The 17,982-nt window shown below is 62.2% G+C and carries 20 protein-coding genes and 1 other RNA gene; 16 read left to right on the top strand and 5 right to left on the bottom strand.

Annotated features, from left to right (window positions below; translation table 11 throughout):
* Nucleotides 1-45: 45 nt before the first annotated feature.
* The 12 genes from ACOYQJ_RS03830 (at nucleotide 46) to rpmG (ending at nucleotide 9,270) form a co-directional block, all read left to right on the top strand.
* Nucleotides 46-717 carry a DNA-3-methyladenine glycosylase I gene (locus ACOYQJ_RS03830; RefSeq protein ID WP_422904678.1) on the top strand — a complete coding sequence of 224 codons (672 nt, stop codon included), beginning with the start codon at nucleotides 46-48 and terminating at the stop codon, nucleotides 715-717.
* A gap of 61 nt (nucleotides 718-778) precedes the next feature.
* Nucleotides 779-1,519 carry an alpha/beta hydrolase gene (locus ACOYQJ_RS03825; protein ID WP_422904677.1) on the top strand — a complete coding sequence of 247 codons (741 nt, stop codon included), beginning with the start codon at nucleotides 779-781 and terminating at the stop codon, nucleotides 1,517-1,519.
* A gap of 49 nt (nucleotides 1,520-1,568) precedes the next feature.
* The gene (locus ACOYQJ_RS03820) at nucleotides 1,569-1,997 is read left to right on the top strand and encodes a VOC family protein (protein WP_422904676.1); all 429 of its coding nucleotides are present in this window, start codon (nucleotides 1,569-1,571) and stop codon (nucleotides 1,995-1,997) included.
* A 27-nt stretch (nucleotides 1,998-2,024) separates the two neighbouring features.
* On the top strand, nucleotides 2,025-2,633 hold the full coding sequence (locus tag ACOYQJ_RS03815; protein ID WP_422904675.1) for a hypothetical protein: 609 nt from the start codon (nucleotides 2,025-2,027) through the stop codon (nucleotides 2,631-2,633).
* 72 nt (nucleotides 2,634-2,705) lie between these two features.
* A complete protein-coding gene (locus ACOYQJ_RS03810) occupies nucleotides 2,706-3,482 on the top strand; it encodes a hypothetical protein (RefSeq protein WP_422904674.1) in 777 nt (258 codons plus the stop codon).
* Between the two features lie 127 nt (nucleotides 3,483-3,609).
* Nucleotides 3,610-4,599, top strand: a complete 990-nt coding sequence (locus ACOYQJ_RS03805; protein WP_422904673.1) for a nuclear transport factor 2 family protein — start codon at nucleotides 3,610-3,612, stop codon at nucleotides 4,597-4,599.
* Nucleotides 4,596-5,204, top strand: a complete 609-nt coding sequence (locus ACOYQJ_RS03800; protein ID WP_422904672.1) for a class I SAM-dependent methyltransferase — start codon at nucleotides 4,596-4,598, stop codon at nucleotides 5,202-5,204. Before ACOYQJ_RS03805 ends, ACOYQJ_RS03800 begins: the two co-directional genes overlap by 4 nt.
* Before the next feature lie 126 nt (nucleotides 5,205-5,330).
* Complete coding sequence (locus tag ACOYQJ_RS03795) at nucleotides 5,331-6,443, top strand: LysM peptidoglycan-binding domain-containing protein (RefSeq protein ID WP_422904671.1); 1,113 nt, start codon at nucleotides 5,331-5,333, stop codon at nucleotides 6,441-6,443.
* Nucleotides 6,444-6,446: 3 nt separating this feature from the next.
* A complete protein-coding gene (locus ACOYQJ_RS03790) occupies nucleotides 6,447-7,496 on the top strand; it encodes a transporter substrate-binding domain-containing protein (RefSeq protein ID WP_422904670.1) in 1,050 nt (349 codons plus the stop codon).
* A gap of 174 nt (nucleotides 7,497-7,670) precedes the next feature.
* Nucleotides 7,671-8,381 (top strand): alpha/beta fold hydrolase, encoded by a 711-nt coding sequence (locus ACOYQJ_RS03785; RefSeq protein ID WP_422904669.1) that lies wholly within the window; start codon nucleotides 7,671-7,673, stop codon nucleotides 8,379-8,381.
* 197 nt (nucleotides 8,382-8,578) lie between these two features.
* Nucleotides 8,579-9,003, top strand: an RNA gene (gene rnpB, locus ACOYQJ_RS03780) — RNase P RNA component class A.
* Between the two features lie 99 nt (nucleotides 9,004-9,102).
* On the top strand, nucleotides 9,103-9,270 hold the full coding sequence (rpmG, locus tag ACOYQJ_RS03775) for a 50S ribosomal protein L33 (RefSeq protein ID WP_050927593.1): 168 nt from the start codon (nucleotides 9,103-9,105) through the stop codon (nucleotides 9,268-9,270).
* 223 nt (nucleotides 9,271-9,493) lie between these two features.
* On the opposite strand, the gene ACOYQJ_RS03770 is transcribed toward rpmG, so the two are convergent.
* Together ACOYQJ_RS03770 and ACOYQJ_RS03765 are read right to left on the bottom strand one after the other, a co-directional pair.
* The gene (locus tag ACOYQJ_RS03770) at nucleotides 9,494-10,237 is read right to left on the bottom strand and encodes a Bax inhibitor-1/YccA family protein (RefSeq protein ID WP_422904668.1); all 744 of its coding nucleotides are present in this window, start codon (nucleotides 10,235-10,237) and stop codon (nucleotides 9,494-9,496) included.
* A 125-nt stretch (nucleotides 10,238-10,362) separates the two neighbouring features.
* Nucleotides 10,363-10,569 (bottom strand): DUF1127 domain-containing protein, encoded by a 207-nt coding sequence (locus ACOYQJ_RS03765; RefSeq protein WP_422904667.1) that lies wholly within the window; start codon nucleotides 10,567-10,569, stop codon nucleotides 10,363-10,365.
* 125 nt (nucleotides 10,570-10,694) lie between these two features.
* On the opposite strand from ACOYQJ_RS03765, the gene ACOYQJ_RS03760 reads away from it, so the two are divergent.
* Nucleotides 10,695-11,543, top strand: a complete 849-nt coding sequence (locus tag ACOYQJ_RS03760; protein ID WP_422904666.1) for a LysR family transcriptional regulator — start codon at nucleotides 10,695-10,697, stop codon at nucleotides 11,541-11,543.
* Nucleotides 11,544-11,549: 6 nt separating this feature from the next.
* Here the strand turns inward: ACOYQJ_RS03760 and ACOYQJ_RS03755 are convergent, their stop codons facing one another.
* On the bottom strand, nucleotides 11,550-11,957 hold the full coding sequence (locus ACOYQJ_RS03755) for a hypothetical protein (protein WP_422904665.1): 408 nt from the start codon (nucleotides 11,955-11,957) through the stop codon (nucleotides 11,550-11,552).
* 60 nt (nucleotides 11,958-12,017) lie between these two features.
* A complete protein-coding gene (locus ACOYQJ_RS03750; protein ID WP_422904664.1) occupies nucleotides 12,018-13,034 on the bottom strand; it encodes an alkane 1-monooxygenase in 1,017 nt (338 codons plus the stop codon).
* A 172-nt stretch (nucleotides 13,035-13,206) separates the two neighbouring features.
* Between ACOYQJ_RS03750 and ACOYQJ_RS03745 the strand changes: the two genes are divergently transcribed.
* Nucleotides 13,207-14,892: an NAD(P)H-dependent oxidoreductase subunit E gene (locus tag ACOYQJ_RS03745; protein ID WP_422904663.1), complete on the top strand. Its 1,686-nt coding sequence runs from the start codon at nucleotides 13,207-13,209 to the stop codon at nucleotides 14,890-14,892.
* Nucleotides 14,889-15,548, top strand: coding sequence for a lysoplasmalogenase (locus ACOYQJ_RS03740; RefSeq protein ID WP_422904662.1), 660 nt, complete (start codon nucleotides 14,889-14,891; stop codon nucleotides 15,546-15,548). The genes ACOYQJ_RS03745 and ACOYQJ_RS03740 overlap by 4 nt, the downstream gene beginning before the upstream one ends.
* Here the strand turns inward: ACOYQJ_RS03740 and ACOYQJ_RS03735 are convergent.
* A complete protein-coding gene (locus tag ACOYQJ_RS03735; RefSeq protein WP_422904661.1) occupies nucleotides 15,545-16,417 on the bottom strand; it encodes a lytic transglycosylase domain-containing protein in 873 nt (290 codons plus the stop codon). The genes ACOYQJ_RS03740 and ACOYQJ_RS03735 overlap by 4 nt on opposite strands.
* A 111-nt stretch (nucleotides 16,418-16,528) precedes the next feature.
* On the opposite strand from ACOYQJ_RS03735, the gene ftsY reads away from it, so the two are divergent.
* Nucleotides 16,529-17,920: a signal recognition particle-docking protein FtsY gene (gene ftsY / locus ACOYQJ_RS03730; RefSeq protein WP_422904660.1), complete on the top strand. Its 1,392-nt coding sequence runs from the start codon at nucleotides 16,529-16,531 to the stop codon at nucleotides 17,918-17,920.
* Nucleotides 17,921-17,982: the final 62 nt, after the last annotated feature.

Genomic DNA, 17,982 nt, shown 5'->3' with positions numbered 1-17,982 from the left:
CGTTCCGGCTGTGCCAAGCTGCGCGCGAAAACGCAGGAGGGACCAATGCGCAGCTTTGAAGACATTCTGGACATCGCGGCAGATCGCAAAGGCGGACGAAGCGCCGTGCTGGACGGTATCGAAGCGTCGAAAAGCGCGGATGCGCTGGCACAGATTCCTGACGATCGCTGGTTGTCGCAAATGGCGCGGGGCATCATGCAGGCCGGGATCAGCTGGCAGGTGGTCGAGAACAAATGGCCCGACATGGAAGAGGCGTTCTACGGTTTTGACGTGGGTCGGTGTTCGATGATGTCCGAGGAATGGTACGACGAATTGCTGGACGACCCGCGCATCGTGCGCAGCCCGCCCAAGGTGCGGGCGATCCAGCAGAATGCTGCCTTCATCCGCGAAGTGTCCGAGGAATATGGCTCGTTCGGGCGCCGTGTCGGGGAGTGGCCAGCCTCGGATTTCGGCGGGCTACTGGAGTGGCTGCAGAAGGAAGGGGCGCGGCTGGGCGGTGCGACCGGGGCCTATATGCTGCGGGTGATGGGCAAAGAGGGCTATATCCTGTCGCCCAGCGTTGTCGCTCGGCTGGAGGCCGAAGGCGTGATCGACAAGGCACCAACGTCCAAGGCCGGACGGGCCGCGGTGCAGGCGGCCTTTAACGCCTGGGCTGAAGAGAGCGGTGAAACCCTGACGGTAATTTCCCGCGTGCTGGCGCAGAGCATCGACGGATAGCGGGAGGGGCTTGGGGTTTCTGCCAAGGGGATTATGCTGAGCCGCAAAGAAGGAGGCTTGGATGGCTGAAATTGCATTTATGGATGGCCCGGGCGGCACGCTTTTGGGCTATGCCTATACGCCGGGCGAGGGGCCTTGCGTGGTGTTCCTGTCGGGCTACCGCTCGGACATGGAGGGCACCAAGGCGGTGCATCTGGAGGCTTGGGCCAAGGCGCAAAAGCGGCCTTTTCTGCGGTTGGATTATTCCGGGCACGGGGTTTCGGGGGGCGTGTTCGAAGAAGGCTGCATCGGTGATTGGGCAGCCGACGCCGAGGCGGTGATCCGCGCCGTGGCGCCGGGTCCGGTGGTGCTGGTGGGCAGTTCCATGGGCGGTTGGATCGGCTGCATTTTGGCGCGACGTTTGCCCGAGGTGGTCGGCTATGTCGGGATCGCCGCCGCGCCGGATTTCACCGAAGATGGCTTTTGGGCGGGCTTCGACGAGGCGCAGCGCCGCACCGTCATGGAGGAAGGCGGGGTCGAGCTGCCCTCGGCCTATGAGGACCCTTACATTGTGACGCGCAAGTTGATCGAAGACGGGCGCGCTCATCTGGTGCTGCGTCAGCCTTTGACGATGAACTGGCCGGTAAGGCTTTTGCAGGGCACCAAGGATGAGGCCGTCACGCGGGAAACCGCGCTGGCCTTGCTGGATCACATCGAAGGCGATGACGTCAGATTGACCTTGGTGAAAGGGGCCGATCACCGCTTTTCCTCAGATGAATGTCTGGCGCTGATCGAACAAGCCATTGCCGAAGTGCTGCGATGACAGCGATCCATTGGCATCGCAGCAAACGGGTTTGAACAAGGAGAGAGCGTTGGAACAACGGATCAGTCTGATAACGCTGGGTGTGCGGGATCTTGAAGAGGCCGCTGGGTTTTACGAGGCGCTGGGCTGGCACCGGGTCGAGGCGCAGGACGGGATCGTGGCCTTTGACCTGATCGGCCAGACGCTGGGCCTTTACCCGATCGAAATGCTGGCGCGCGACATGGGGGTGCGCGTGGACGAGCTGGGCAACGGTGCGATGACGCTGGCGCATAATCTGCCGGAGCGCGAGGATGTGGATGCCCTGACCGCACGCGCCGAAAGCGCCGGAGCCAAGGTGCTGCGCGCCCCGCATGAGGTGTTCTGGGGCGGCTATATCGCCTATGTCGCCGATCCCGAGGGGCACGTCTGGGAATTCGCCCACAACCCCTTTTCGCCGCTTGGGCCCGAGGGCGCCTTTCGCTGGAACGGTTATGGTTAGGGCCTGTCATTGAGACCACCGCGCAGCATGCGGGGGCTGGAAACGCTGGGCCGGGTGCGCCTGTCTCGGCATTTCTGGATGCGCGAATTTCTGCATTCTGAAATCGGCAATCTGCACCAGATCCAGAACATCCCCGACAACCCGGATCTGGCGATCGCGCGGGGCAAGGCGCTGTGCGAGACGCTGCTTGACCCGCTTGAGGAAACCTTTGGCCGGATCTTTGTGCGCTCGGGCTATCGCGCGCCTTCGCTGAACGCCTTTGGCAATGAGAACGGCCTGAACTGTGCGCGCAACGACTATCCCTTGGAATGCCATATCTGGGATTTCCCTGATGTCCCCGTCGCGGGCGCTTCGGTGGTGATCCCGTGGTTTGCCGACCGCTATGCGCAGGGGCGTGACTGGCGCGATCTGGCGTGGTGGATGCACGACCATCTGCCCTATTCCGAAATCTGGTTCTTTCCCAAGCTCTGCGCCTTCAACATCGCCTGGCGGCCCAAGCCTTTGCGCCGCATCGACAGCTATATGGCCCCCAAGGGCTGCCTTTTGAAGCCGGGGGCGACACCGGATGAGACTCTGGATCAGCGGGCGCAGCGCTATGCGGATTTCCCGGCGTTCCGGGGGCTTGATTTACCATAAAGCGCCCGCAGCGGTTGCGGGACGGTCGCAAGAGGGCCATGTTCTGCCTGAACAAGGCGACCGGAGGGGCAGGTGTCCGAAGGGCAAAGAGGACCTAAAGCGCAAGGCAATCCCGTCACACTTCCCGAGCGGCGGGTGGCCCTTGAAGCGGCGGTGTACCTAGCGGGCGCGCTACCGCAAGAAATGGAGCGCAATGCCGAGGGGCTGCTGTACACGGCAGGCACTTCGGTATTTGAAAACGGCTGCGCGGCTTTGGGCGCCTTGGGGATCTACGCCCCGGCGGATCATCCAACCCTGTGGGCGCAGGTGATGCCCGCGTCGCAGGTTCGCGCCCATCTGGAAGCCGCCGCCCTGTGCCGTTCGCAGTTCGATCAGACGCTTCAGGCCTTTGTTGACCATGCGGCTGGCCATGCCACGACTTTGCCAGACACCCGCGCGGGCTTTGATCTGCCCGAGATCCATGCCCGGATCGGCGCGGCGCTGTTGCGGGCGGGCTATCTTGTCGCCGATGGCAGCCGCGTGATCTGGGCGGAAAAGATCACACCTTACATGCAACAGGCGATCCTCTGGGATGCCAAGGGTCAATGCCTGTCCGAGATCTGGGTGGCACAGGAAGAAGCCGAGGCGCGGCAATTTCTGACAGGTCTGCCCGAACGGTTGCGCGCCGATCTGCAGCGCACGATCCTGAACAAGGGCGGGCTGGCGGGGATCGACCTGCTCAAACGCCACTGGACCCCCGGCGGATGGACCGTGTTGCGACAGGCCCGCCCCGGCGATCTGACCGAAGCAGGCTTTCGCATTAACGTTTTCACAACCATCGTAAGGTTAATTCGCGAAGGGCGGGTTTGATATCAGCCGACCAGCGCGCGACTGGACAGCGGGCATTCGGACCCATACCCTATTGATTGTGCCGACACCCCGGAGTGCACCTTATGCTTGATCTTCTTGTCATCGTCCTGTCCGGAAACAGCGGACGATGAAGCATGAACCCGCTCTTCCCCAGATCGCAAAGTCCGCAGATCATGATGCCGACTTCCCGGCGTTCTTGAATCAAACCGCGCAGCTTTTGCGCAAGGAGCGCAGCCTGGATGGCACGCTTCAGTCTACTTTCCATTCGCAAGTGATCCGGCGCGACGCGCAAGGCATCGGTTTTGGTCGTCCGGCGGTTCTGGCCGATCTGCATGGCCAATTGCTGGCATGCCCGGACCAAGAGGCACTGGCCGAGGATGTCCTTTACTCGGGCAGTGACGAACTGGGACTGCTGGGCGCGCAGCGGCTGTTGTTGCGCGGGCGTCACCAAGGGGCGGGGCCTTATGGCGCGCCAACGGGCCGGGTCCTGCGCTATCGCGAAATGTCCGAGACCTATGCAAAAGGCAACCGGATCAGTGATATCTGGTGTCTGCGCGACACCGGCGCGATCTGCGCGCATCTTGAGTTGGACCCGGAAGCACAGGCCGGCAAGATGCTGGCCGTGGCCGATCTTGAAACCGCGCCATTTCGCCCCTCGGTTGACAGTCAGGGGCCGTACACCGGCCTCGGGAATGAAAACCAATGGGGCATTGCCTTTGCCGAATTGCTGGCAGGGGTCATGGACGGGGCCTTGCATTCCATTCCCGAACAGTACGACCCGGCCTGCCAGCTTGACTATCCGGGCGGGCGTACGCTGCACGGCCCGGACGAGGCCGCGACTTTCTGGATGGCGCTGCGCGCGGCTTTCCCCTCGGCCCGCTTCACGGTGCATCACTGTATCGGTGTGGCCGACGCCTTGATGCCGCCCCGGGCCGCGATCCGATGGTCTTTGGAAGGCACCCATGATGGCTGGGGTCTGTTTGGCGCGCCTTCGGGGGCAGTTGTTCATGTCATGGGGATGAGCCATGCGGAATTCGGACCGCAAGGGCTGCGCCGGGAATGGACGCTTTATGATGCTCTGGCGATCTGGATGCAGATCCTCGCGCAGAAGGGATGACCGAACTTTCAGAGCAGACCCGCGCGATTTATGAGCGCGAGGCCGAGGCTTTTGACCAAAGCCGCAGCCGCGATCTGTTCGAGCGCAGCTGGCTCGATCGTTGTTTGGCCGACGTGCCCAAGGGGGGCGCGGTGTTGGATCTTGGCTGCGGCGCGGGTGAGCCGATTGGGCGCTATCTGGTTGATCAGGGGCTGGACGTAACCGGCGCGGATTTTTCGCCGGCCATGCTGGAAATCTTTGCCAAACGTCTGCCACAAGCCCGCGCCGTCTGGGCGGATATGCGGGTTCTGGACCTTGGCCAGCGTTTCGCGGCGATCATCGGCTGGGGATCGTTCTTTCACTTGACCGAGGTCGAGCAACGCGAGGCCTTGCCGCGCATTGCAGGCCATTTGGCGCCCGGCGGCAGGCTGCTGTTGACCGTCGGTCCCGAGGCTGGTGAAGCGGTGGGGCGGGTCGGCGCGTCGCAGGTCTATCACGCCTCGCTCTCTAGCGCGGATTACACATCGATTCTTGTGAATGCGGGCTGCGAGACCGAGGCATTTGCCCCCAACGACGCCGAAAGCCGTGGGCACAGCTTGCTGTTGGCGCGGAAAAACTGCGGCTAATCTGCCATTAATATATCGTTAACACTTCGCATAGGGGGAGATGATGCCACTACTGCTTGTGTAACGGTTGACGAACACCAACTACATGCGCCAGTTTTTGCGGAATAAAATCTGGGGGATGGGATTATGTTGAAACGTGTTTGCATGTTTGCAACCGCGATGGTGATGGCGACGACCGTGTCACTGGCAGCTCAAGAAACCTGCGGTGGTCTTTACACTGTCCAGCGCGGTGACAGTCTATCGGTGATCGCCGACAAACTTTACAAGAACGTCGGCCAGTGGTCGGCCATCTATCGCAATAACATCGACAAGATCCCCAGCCCGGACAGTATCCGCGTGGGGCAGACTTACCGGATGCCCTGTATCGACGGGCTGCCGACGGGCCTGAAGGGGGGCACTGTCGTCGACAGCTTTGCCGCGCCCAAGATCGCCGCGCGGACGGTTTCCGCCCAAGCGCAACTGGCCGAGCGCCAGCGCGCCGCGCAGGAAAGCGCGCGAGGGGTGGATGTGCGGCTGCTGGCGGGCGACGATTTCCGTCCCTTCACCAACCGCCTTCAGATGAGTTCCGGGATGATCACCGATCTGGTCAACCGCGCCTTTATCGCCGATGACAGCACCGGTCAGCACAAGTTCTACTGGGTGAACGACCGCTCGGTGCATCTGGACCCGATGCTGTCCGAGGGCATGGTTGATCTGGCCTTTCCTTGGAAAAAGCCGCGCTGCGAAGACGGTGACACCGCCGCGATCTGCACCGATTACGTCTATTCCGAACCGATGTTCGAGATGCTGGTGGTGCTGTTCACCGCGAAAGACCGCCCCGTCACTTTCAACGCCGAGGCGGATCTGGCCGGGATGCGCGTATGCAGCCCGCTGGGCTACGACGCGGGCAGTCGGCAAGGCGGTGCCAACTATCTGACCAAGGTCGGCGCGCGCCTGCAGCAACCGGTGTCGGCCGAGGCGTGCTTTGACAGGCTGGTGAAGGGCAGCGCCGATGCGGTGGCGATGAACGAATTCACTGGCCGGGTGGTCCTGAAGGATATGGGACTGGCGGATCGGGTCGAGCTGATGCTGCGCCGCCCGCTGGCCATCGAAGGGCTGCACGTGGTGGCGCATAAATCCAACCCGCGCGCCGAAGAGCTGATCGCGGCCTTCAACGGCGGTCTTGCCGAGATGCGTGACAGCGGCGAGTATCTCAAGGTGATTGACACCCATATGTCCAGCATCTGGGCGGGGCTGTAAGCGATGACACTCTGGAGGACACTGACGGCGGCCCTTGCCGGGGCCGTTCTGGGGACGCTTGGGGCTGGTGCGCAGGCGCAAACAGGCTGCGTCCCGTCCGCGCACCGGGTGCAGTCCGGCGAGACGATCTTTACCATCGCCGAGGCGGTTTATGGCGATCCGGAAAAGTGGACGCTGATCTATTATGCCAACGAAGTGGCGCTGACGGCTTCTGTGTTTCAGGTCAAACCGGGGGATATGCTGATCATCCCCTGCGAGACCGTAAGCGCCCAGGCCGACGCAACTCCGCTGCGGCAAGACGATAACGCCGAGTTGAAATTGCTGACCGGATCGAACTTTGCGCCCTTTTCTGACCGTGACTGGCAAGGGCAGGGCATGGTGACCGAATTGGTCAACGCCGCGCTTGAGGCGACGCCGGATCCGGTAAGTTATTCCATCACATGGGAGGATGACTGGTCCAAACATTTGTTCCCGATGCTGGATCAAAAGCAGTTCGATATGGGATTTCCGTGGTACAAGCCCGATTGTGACGCCACGCCGGACAACGACCGCTGCGCGAATTTCCACTTCTCGGACCCGCTGGTCGAAGTGTTGGTGCTGCTGTTCGTCAACAAGGAGGCGGGGTTCGACTACAACAGCGATGCCGATGTGCTTGGCAAGACGCTGTGCCGCCCCAAGGGATATTTCACCCATGATCTGGACCGCGCAGGTCGCGAATGGATCCGCAAGGGGCTGATCACCTTGGTGCAGGCCGACACGCCGCAGGCCTGTTTCGAGCAGTTGCGGGCGGGCAAGGTGGACGCGGTGACGGTCAATGTGTTCCTCGGCGCCGAGACCATCGACGCGATGGGCCTGCGAGGCGCGGTCGTGCCGCTGCAAAAGCCACTGTCGTCGGAAGGGTTGCATGTGATCATCTCGAAAAAGCATTGGCGTGGAACAACCTTCCTGTATCGCTTCAACGCCGGGCTGGCGGCGCTCAAGGCAAGCGACCGCTATAACGAGATCGTCGCCAAGCATCTCGGGATATTCTGGGATCGGATGAAGGTGAACTGAGGCGATGCCAGTCCTGCGAGTCAAAGCCAGCAAGGGACCGGCGCGAATTCGTGCCGGTTTTTCGTTTGCATCTTTCGTCCGCTGCTGGCTCTGCTAGGGTGCCGGGACTACAGGATTTTGTTGTCTGTGGTGCCTCAGGGCGCGGGCAGACAAACAGGGGCTGATCGGGTCATCATGCGTGAAGTAGTCGTTTTCATCCCCGGGTTGATGGCGGATGCGCGGGCCTTTGGGCCGCAAATCGCTGACCTGTCACGGGACTTTGGCGTGATGTGCGTACCGCCGACGCGTGGCGAGCGGATCGAAGAGATTGCCTCGGGGATGCTGGACCTGTTGCCCAAACGCTGCGCGTTGGTCGGCCATGGTCTTGGCGGTATGGTCGCGATGGAGATCCTGCGCCGCGCTCCGGACCGGGTGTCGCGGCTCGCCTTGATGGACACCACGCCATTGGCCGAGACGCCGCAACAGGCGGCGGAACGTGATCCGCGCATCATCCGGGCCAAGACAGGCAAGCTGGCCGAGGTCTTGAAAGAGGAACTGCCTGCCTCGGCGCTGGCCGCAGGGCCATATCGGGCAGATATTCTGGCCTTGGTAGAGGATATGGCCGCAGTTCTCGGACTCGAGACCTATCTGCACCAGATTCGCGCCTTGCAGCGGCGACGGGACCAGCAGGGGACGCTGCGCCGGATTTCTGTGCCCACTCTGATCATGTGCGGCGCGCTGGACAGGTTGTTCGAGGTCAAACGCCACACCTTTATGGCGGAATTGATACCCGGGGCGAATTTACACGTCATTGAAGAGGCAGGGCATCTTCCGGCGCTGGAGCAGCCCGAAGAGGTGGCGGACGCGCTGCGTGGCTGGCTGTCTGCGCCGCTTGTTCTGCGCTAGCTGTTCCTTGATTGGGCGCGCCTTGCGGCGCGCGCTGGATGTCTCGTCCTTTGCCTGCGGCGGCGTCCTCGGGGTTGGCGCCTGTGTCGGCGGTATCTCTGTCTGAGCAGCGGCAGGCAAGTCGAGGGTTTGAGTATTTGCAAAAAGAAACCGCAAGGGATTGACCCGGGCGGCCGTGCTTTCTAACTGGGCCTTGCGCGGAAGGCTGGACGGCCGCTGCCTCGCAAGGGGGAGAGGAAAGTCCGGACTCGCTGGAGCATCGGTGCCGGGTAACGCCCGGGCAGGGCAACCTGACGGATAGCGCCACAGAAAACAAACCGCCCGTCGTACCCGAGGTTCGCCAAGGGGGTCTGCGTACGGGTCAGGATGAAACGGTGGGGTAAGAGCCCACCGGGGGTCTGGCAACAGACCTCGCATGGCAAGCCCCACCGGGAGCAATGCCAAATAGGGACTTCGCGCACGTCTGATCCCTCGCGGGATATCGGTGCAGGGCCGCTTCAGCCCGAGAAGTCCGGGTTGGCAGCTTGAGCGCGCAGGCAACTGTGCGTCTAGAGGAATGGTCGTCGATGGGCCGGGGAAACCCGGCCCGGAACAGAATCCGGCTTACAGGCCTTCCGCGCATGATTTTTGTCCAAACCCCGTTGACTCGGGGGGCGGGAACGGTAAAAGGCAGGCTCGACGGAATTTCACGGGGCCGGAGCCCTGTTGCAGGAGACGACCCATGGCGAAGCCGACCACAATCAAGATCCGCCTGAACTCGACCGCAGGCACCGGGCACTTCTATGTGACCAAGAAAAACGCTCGCACCATGACTGAGAAAATGTCGGTGCGTAAGTACGACCCCGTTGCGCGCAAGCACGTGGAGTACAAGGAAGGCAAGATCAAGTAATCTTGCCTTGTCCCTTTCGGGGGATTTGAAATTGGGCCGCGCAGGGCAACCTGCGACGGCCTTTTTTCTGTTGGCCAATCATTGATGTCTCAGGGCCTGAACCTGAGGGCGCCGAGAGCGCGTCAACGTTGAGATGGGTTTCGGCGCGACCGGTTGACAGAGGCTGCCAACGAAAAAGGGCCGGTCAATCGACCGGCCCTGACCTTGTCATGATCTGACGCTGTTATTCGCGGTTGCCAAGCAGTTGCAGCAAGAACATGAACATGTTGATGAAGTCGAGGTACAGCTCAAGCGCGCCCATGATCGCGGCCTTGCCCAGCCATTCCTGATCGGCATGGGCGGCGTGCTGGATGTAGGTGTTCTTGATCTTCTGGGTGTCATAAGCGGTCAGCCCCGCAAAGATCAGCACACCAAGGATCGACACGGCAAAGTAGATCGCCGGCGATTGCAGCCAGATGTTGATCAGCGACGCTACGACCAGGCCGATGACGCCCATGATCAGGAACGAACCCCAACCCGAGATGTCTTTCTTTGTGGTGTAGCCCCAAAGGGACAGCCCCGCGAAGGCGATCGAGGTCACGAGGAAGACCTGCGCGATCGACATGCCGGTGAAGGCCACGAAGATCCAGGCCATCGACAGGCCCATCACGGAAGCAAACCCATAGAAGAACAGTTGCGCGCCAGCGGCGGAGATGCGGTTCAGCAATCCGCTAAACAGGAAGATCATCCCCAGCGGCGCGAACATCACGATCCAGCCCAGAATGTTGGGTTGCAGGGTCACCGGATCGCGGAACACGCTCAACAGGTTCGCATTCGAGCCAACGGCCCATGCGACAAGGAAGGTCAGCAAGGTGCCGACCGACATCGTCGCGTAGACCTTGTTCATATGGGCGCGCAGCCCCTCATCAATCTGGGCGGCGCGGGCACCAGAGACGCCAGCCGCCCGGATCGTGTCATATTCAGCCATTTAAGCCTCCGTTTTGAACTCCATGCCCCTCACGCGCGTGCGCGCAGAGGGTTGTGATAGGAATATTGGGGAAGGGTGGCCGCTTTTCAAGGATTTCCGGGGCGATTTCCAAGAAATGATGCGTCTCAAATGCGCCAATTGTCAGGAGCGTCCCAAAATGGGCGTTCGGCCTCGGTGCGGGCCTCATGGCGGCTGAGCCCGACATCGCGCAGGGCCGATTCGTCCAGACCTGCAAGGATGCGCCGTTGACGGGCAAGGGCCCGCCACTGGCGAAGCAGCGGCAATGGCGAGCGGGGCAGGCGGGGCAGGGCAAGGTGGGAAACACGGATCATGATGCTATCCTTCACGGTATGTGATGTTTTCTTGTTTGGACATGTTGAATATTGATGAGTATGCTTTTGCGGGATACATTTGTGAAACGAATGTTTTTGAGTGATGGCATCACGGAGTTTGATGAATGCGCAATCTGGACATCACCACGCTGCGGTCCTTTGTGGCGGTGGCGCAATCGGGCGGTGTGACCCGCGCTGCGGGGTTCTTGAACCTGACGCAATCTGCTGTGTCGATGCAGTTGAAGCGGCTCGAAGAGCTGTTGGAGCTGCAACTGTTAGACCGATCCGGGCGGGGCGTATCCCTGACGCCTGCGGGCGCGCAGCTTTTGACCTATGCGCAGAAGATGGTTGATCTCAACGATGAGATTTACAGCCGCCTCACAGATCAAAGCTGGGAAGGCGAAATCGCGCTTGGGGTGCCGGATGACATCGTCTATCCGGTGATTCCCGAGGTGTTGAAACGCATGGGGCGCAGCCATCCAAGGGTACGGGTGGAGTTGATCAGCTCATCGACCAAGCGGCTCAAGTCGCAGTTCGACAAGGGCGAGGTCGATGTGATCCTCACCACCGAGCCCGGGTTGGATCAGGGCGGCGAAACTTTGGCCAAAGTGCCGCTGCGCTGGGTTGGCGCGCCGGAAGGACATGCCTGGAAACAGCGGCCGCTGCGTCTGGCGTTTTGCAGCTATTGCGCTTTCAGCAGCAAGGCGATTGCGGCGCTGGATGCTTCGGGCATTGCGTGGGAAATGGCGGTGAGTTCGGAAAACGACCGCACGATCGAAGCCTCGGTCAGCGCCGATCTGGCAGTCACGGCTTCGCTCGAAGGGCATGCGGCATCGCAACTGGTGCACATTGACGCGGGCAACCAGTTGCCGGAACTGGGGATGCAGAACATCAACCTTTATGCTGGCAACGGCAAGGGCGGGCTTGTGCAGCCCATGGCGGATTATCTGCGGCAGGGGTTTTCTGCGCTCTGAGCGCGGCTACACGCCGACATCCGGGCCAAGGCACATCATCGGTTCATCGTTCTGATTGGCCTCATACAACACGGTGCTGGAGGGGTCGTTTTCAAAGACCGCGCGCAGCCCTGAACCTTCGCGGAAGAACGACCAGCACTGCGGTTCCGGATTGTCTTCGTAGACGAAACAAATCTCGCCCGCGTCTTCGTACCAGCGACCTTCTTTGCACTTGCCATCAAGAAAAGACCAGCGCACCTGCCGATCCGGCAGGTATTCTTCGGCGCCATAGGCTTGGCCGGAGAGGCCGAAATAAAGCGTCTTGCCCGCGACATAACTTTCAAATTCGCCGGCTGTCAGTGGCTCAGCGGCAAGGGCGGGCAGGGCGGTGAGGCTCAGCATCAGGCCTGCAATCAGAGAGGGCATCTGTTTCATGCCCATATGGTGCCAGAGCCACGCCGGAGGGTGAAGAAGATAGTTACCAAACGGTTAATTTCAGCGCGCCTCTGCCGGTGAGGTCCAAGGCGCCGCCCGTTTGTCCATCACTTTGCGCCATACTGGCGGGACTAGGGCCAGAACCGCCATCACTGGCAGCGAATGGGGCAGGATCGGCATGCGGTCGCGGTCCAGATCAAGGCCGGGATAAGGGCGGCTTGGGTTTGCGTGGTGATCGGAATGGCGCGGTGCGTTCAACATCAGGGCCGAGGAAAAGCCATGTGGGCTGTTCCAGCTGTGCTGCGGGCCAACCGGCTCCCATTTGCCGGGGGCGATTGCGGCGCGGCGCAGCCCGTAGTGCTGGACGTAATCGGACAACAATAGCTGGATCTGCGCATAGGTGGACAGGGCGAGCAATGTCGCAATGCCCGCTCCACCCGCAATGCCCCATGCCAAGAGGCCCGAGATCAGCGCCCCCAGCCCATAACCGACATAGGGATGCAGCCCCTTGCCCTTGCGAAACCGCGATTCGGCGCGGAACCCTTCGACCAGCTCGCCCATCCAGGCGCGCGCGGCGAAGGCGTAGAAATTCTCGCCCTTGCGGGCCGAGTTCGGGTCCCGATCTGTCGCTGCGTGAACATGGTGGACCCGCACATGGGCCGATGCGTGCTGGCCGTAAAGTTCCGAGGTATAGACCGCCATCCCCAGCCGCCGCATCAGGCGCGAGGACCGGTGGATCAGTTCATGCGCATTGGAATTGCTGACTTGCCCCAGAAACAGCGCAAGCGCGAAGAAGATCAATAGTTTGTCCATGGCGGGCAGGGCACTGGCGGCAATCGCCCAGACACCGCCATAAAGCAAGGGAAAATGCGCCAGACCCAAAGCAACGGACAGCCCGTCGCCCGCCGGGAACTCGGCCCCCGGATGATCCGGGACCGCCGCTGCGCTGATCCGGTCCATGAAATAGGTGAAGACGGTGATATAAAGCAGCGCCAAAGCGGCCCAGAGCCCGCCAAACGCCATGGCCAGCGCCAACAGCACCACCATTCCGCCCGTCACTGCCGTAAACCGCGCCATCCCGGCCCCCTTATCCGCCTTCACAAATACCCCTATCGGAACTTTCCGTCACCCATCGGGCAAAAGCGCGGGCATTTGGGGGCGCTTCACCCCCGCTTTGAGTCGTTTTCCGCCTGCCCAACCGGATGCGCCGCGATTAGATTGACCGCAAGCGAATGGGAGACATGCGGATATGGCACTCGATGAACGCAAGGGCGTCTGGAAATCGGGCAAGGGCAAGGGACGTCACACGCCCAAAGGGCGGCAGCTGGACGACGGCGCATGGGACGAGGTGCGCGTGCTCTTGGGGGATCAACCGCGTCGCCGCGATCTGTTGATCGAGTATCTGCACCGCATTCAGGATACCCATGGCCATCTGTCAGCCGCCCATCTGCGCGCCTTGGCCGAAGAACTGCGCATCAGTCAGGCCGAAGTCTATGAAGTCGCGAGCTTCTACGCCCATTTCGACGTGGTCCGCGAAGGCGAGGCCCCGCCGCCAGCCCTGACAATCCGCGTCTGCGATTCGCTGTCCTGCGAGCTGGCGAGCGCCGAACAGTTGCGTGCCGCGCTCGAGGACGGCATGGACCCGGCGCAGGTCCGTGTACTGCGGGCGCCCTGCATGGGCCGCTGCGACACGGCCCCGGTGCTTGAGATCGGGCATAACCACATCGACAATGCCACGGTGGACAAGGTCAAGGCTGCCATTGCAGCGGGTGACACCCACGCCCATATCCCGGACTACGAGACCTTTGCCGGCTACCAGCAGGCAGGCGGCTACAAGGCGCTTTCGCGGCTGCGCTCGGGCGGCGATTGGGAAGCGGTGCAGGATCAGATCCTGGCTTCGGGTCTGCGCGGTCTTGGCGGCGCGGGTTTCCCGTCCGGCAAGAAATGGGGTTTCGTGCGCGCAAATCCCGGCCCGCGCTATCTGGCTGTGAACGGCGACGAGGGCGAGCCGGGCACCTTCAAGGACCGCTTCTATCTTGAACGCACGCCGCATCTGTTCCTCGAGGGGATGCTGATCGCCGCATGGGCGGTCGAAGCGGACACCTGCTTTATCTACATGCGCGACGAATACCCCGCCGTTCTGGAGATTCTGCGGCGCGAGATCGCCGCGCTGGAAGAGGCGGGCATCGTTCAGCCCGGCTATATCGACCTGCGCCGCGGTGCGGGCGCCTATATCTGCGGCGAAGAAAGCGCGATGATCGAATCCATCGAAGGCAAGCGCGGCATGCCGCGCCATCGTCCGCCCTTTGTGGCGCAGGTCGGGGTCTTCAACCAGCCGACGCTCGTGCACAACGTCGAGACGCTGTATTGGGTCGCCAAGGTCTGCCGCGAAGGCGCCGAGGTGCTGAACGGTGTTGAAAAGAATGGCCGCGAGGGGCTGCGCAGCTATTCGGTGTCGGGCCGGGTCAAGGCGCCGGGGGTACACCTGTTGCCCGCCGGATCGACCATCATGGATGTGATCGAGGCGGCCGGCGGGATGCTGGACGGTCACAGCTTTAAGGCTTATCAGCCGGGCGGGCCGTCTTCGGGACTGCTGCCCGCTTCGATGAACGATATCCCGCTGGATTTCGATACGCTGCAACCGCATGGCAGCTTTATCGGCTCGGCTGCGGTGGTGGTTTTGTCCGACAAGGACAGCGCCCGTGGCGCGGCGTTGAACATGCTGCGGTTCTTTGAGGATGAAAGCTGTGGCCAGTGTACGCCCTGCCGGGTGGGGTGTGAAAAGGCGGTCAAGCTGATGATGGCCGAGCGCTGGGATCAGGGCCTGCTTGAAGAACTGAGCACCGCCATGGTCGATGCCTCAATCTGCGGGCTTGGGCAGGCGGCGCCGAACCCGATCCGCATGGTGATAAAGCATTTCCCTGACGAAGTGTGATCGACTGGGGCCTGTCCTTCGCCGCTGCTGCGGCGTTGATCTATCTGATCCGATTTGCGGGCAAATTCCCGTCACTGGCCAAGTCCGTGATCAAATCGCTGTCTGTCGGCGTGCTGGCGATGGTCGCGGTCTTGGCGGGGTTGCCCATGCTTCTCAGCCTTGCGCTGGCGCTAGGGGCTTTGGGGGACGCCTGCCTGTCGCGTGATGGGGACAAGGCGTTTCTGGCCGGGCTTGGCAGTTTTGCCCTGTCGCATCTGGCCTATGCGGCGCTATTTCTGCGCCATCCGGCCAGTGATCTGTCGGCTCTGCTGTCGCTGGGCGCGTTGCCCGCAACCGCTGGCGTGCTGGGGTTGGCGTTCTGGATGGGCTGGCGGCTTTGGCCAGTGACAGGCGATTTGCGCGGTCCGGTGATGGGCTATGTCGCGGTTATCGCCGGTATGGGGCTGGCTGCCGTATCGGTAGGCCCACCGGTGCTTTGGGCCGCCTTGTTGTTCATGATATCCGATACAGTTCTTGCCGCTGAACTGTTCCTGCTCGGCCCCGATAGCCGTTGGCGCAAATTCGCCCCTTACGTGGTCTGGAGCACCTATTGGCTGGCGCAGGCGCTGTTTCTGCTCTCATTCCTTGCGCTCGCCGCTTTGGGAACAACGGCTTAACGGTTCTTGTAGACCGCACAGACGCAGCCGCGCGCCTTGAGTTGCCCACACAGCTTCCACGCGGCATCGCGGCTGTCCCGTCCGATCCGCGCCATGTAATAGCCGCCTTTGGGTGAGGCGCGGCTTTTCTGCCAGACCAGATCGGGGGTCTCGCTCTTAACCACCGCCGAGCAGGCGCGCACCTTGTCCTTGAACTGCGACATGGCGCGCGATTTCGTTGTGCCAAAGGCAAGCTGCACCCCATATTTCTTCAACTCAGGCTCCGGTTCGGGGTAGGCCGTCAGGATCCGCTTGCGGGCAAGGTCATGGCAAGCCTCGGCAAAGGGTTTGTCCATTTGCAGGCGGTAGTCATGCTGCTTTGGCGGCGTCTCGGCCCATGTTTCGGCGCGAATCCCGGTGATGATGCGCACATAGTCGATGGTTTCCTGTGCCAGCCCGCCTGTCCCGGCCACCAACCCATCAGCGCGCCGTTCGCCGCCATTATAGGCCACCGCCGCCAGCCCGGGATTGCCATAGCGGCGCGTCAGCTCGCCAAGATATTCCGCCGAATACTCAAGCGCCTCGGCCGGGTTGTACGGGTCGCGCAGGCCTCGCAGGGCCGCGGTCGAGGGGATGAACTGCGCGATCCCCTGCGCATTGGCATGGCTAAGCGCATTGGGGTTAAACCGGCTTTCCTGCCAGATCAGCCGGGCGAAAAACCCCGCGTCCAGCCCGTTTTGGCCAGCAAAGGCCTTGATCGCCTGACAGGTATCATGGATGAAATGGCTGGGCCGAATGCACTGAACCTGTCCAAAAGCGCCGGGCGAACACAGGGTTCCGGGCTCGGCCCGCAGGGGGGCAGGCAACAGGGCCACAAGCAATACCAACACAGAAAACCGCATGTCCAAGTTAAGGAGCAGGCGGGACAAAGGGTCAACACACACTTTCATTACAGCGCTGGCCGTATTAGGTGGAAAGGGATCCTAAAGACGAGACCACCCATGTCCCTTTTCGGCAAGCTCAAGAACCGGTTGTTCAAATCCTCCTCCAAGCTCGATCAAGGGCTTGAAGCGATCGTCGAGGAAGGCGGTCAGGAAGAAACGCCCGAGCCGCACCCCGCGCCGGACTTGCCGCCCGAGGCGCCCAGCGAACAGCCTACTACGCCGCCGCAAGAAGCGCCGCAACCCGCGCCCGTCACCCCTGATCCGGCCCCCGAAACGCCGCCCGAGCCACCGCGCGAAGTGCCCCAGCCGGATCTGCCCGAGCCAGAGCCGACACCGCGCCCGCAAGAAGCGCCGCAACCGGTCGATCCCCAACCCGCGCCCGAACCGACGCCCGAAGCGCCGCCGCGCGAGGCCCCTCAGCCCAGCGATCCAATTCCGGATACGACTCCCTTCGAACTGCCCAGTCCCGGCGATCCGATGCCCAATGTTGGCCCGGATGAATTGGCGGTGGCAGCGGCGCTCTCGGTTGGAACGGACGAACCCACGGTCCAAAAGCCCGGCTTCCTTGGCCGCCTGCTGGGCCGCGGCGCTGCCAAAGGCGCCCCAGTCGTCAAGCGCGTGCTTGATGACGACATGGTCGAAAGCCTCGAAGAGTTGCTGATCGCGTCGGACATGGGGGTGGACACCGCCCTGCGCGTCACCGCGAACATCGCCGAGGGACGCATGGGTCGCAGGCTGTCGGTGCAGGAAATCAAGCAGCTTCTGGCAAGCGAAATCGCCCGCATCATGGAGCCGGTGGCCCGCCCGCTGCCGCTCTATCCGACGAAACCTCAGGTGGTTCTGGTGGTCGGCGTGAACGGCTCCGGCAAGACAACGACTATCGGCAAACTCGCCTCGCAATTCCGCGCGGCGGGCAAGAAGGTGGTCATCGCGGCGGGCGACACCTTTCGCGCCGCCGCTGTCGAGCAGCTTCAGGTCTGGGGGGATCGCGCCGGAGTGCCGGTCCTGACCGCTCCCGAGGGCTCGGACCCGGCCAGCCTTGCCTTTGACGCCATGACCCGCGCGCAGGCCGATGGCGCCGATCTGTTGATGATCGACACCGCAGGCCGGTTGCAAAACCGCGCCGACCTGATGGAGGAACTTGCGAAAATCGTCCGCGTCATCCGCAAGAAAGACCCCGAGGCGCCGCACAACACCCTGCTGGTGCTTGACGCCACCACCGGTCAAAACGCGCTGAGCCAGGTCGAAACCTTTCAAAAGCTCGCGGATGTCACGGGCCTTGTGATGACCAAACTCGACGGCACCGCCAAGGGCGGGGTGCTGGTGGCGCTGGCCGATAAATTCGGTCTGCCGATCCATGCCATCGGTCTTGGTGAGCAGATCGACGATCTGTCCCCTTTCGATCCCGAAGAATTCGCAGCTGCCTTGACGGGTCTCGACACCGAATGACGCGGCGCGCAAAGCCTTTGGTTTCACTGGTCCAAAAATATCCCGGGGGGGCGCAGCGCTGC

The sequence above is a fragment of the Pacificoceanicola algae genome, assembly GCF_049341065.1.
In the GTDB taxonomy this organism is placed as follows: Bacteria; Pseudomonadota; Alphaproteobacteria; order Rhodobacterales; family Rhodobacteraceae; genus Pacificoceanicola.
Note: the sequence above shows the minus strand (reverse complement) of the source record. Positions and strands in the feature narration are given on the sequence as shown.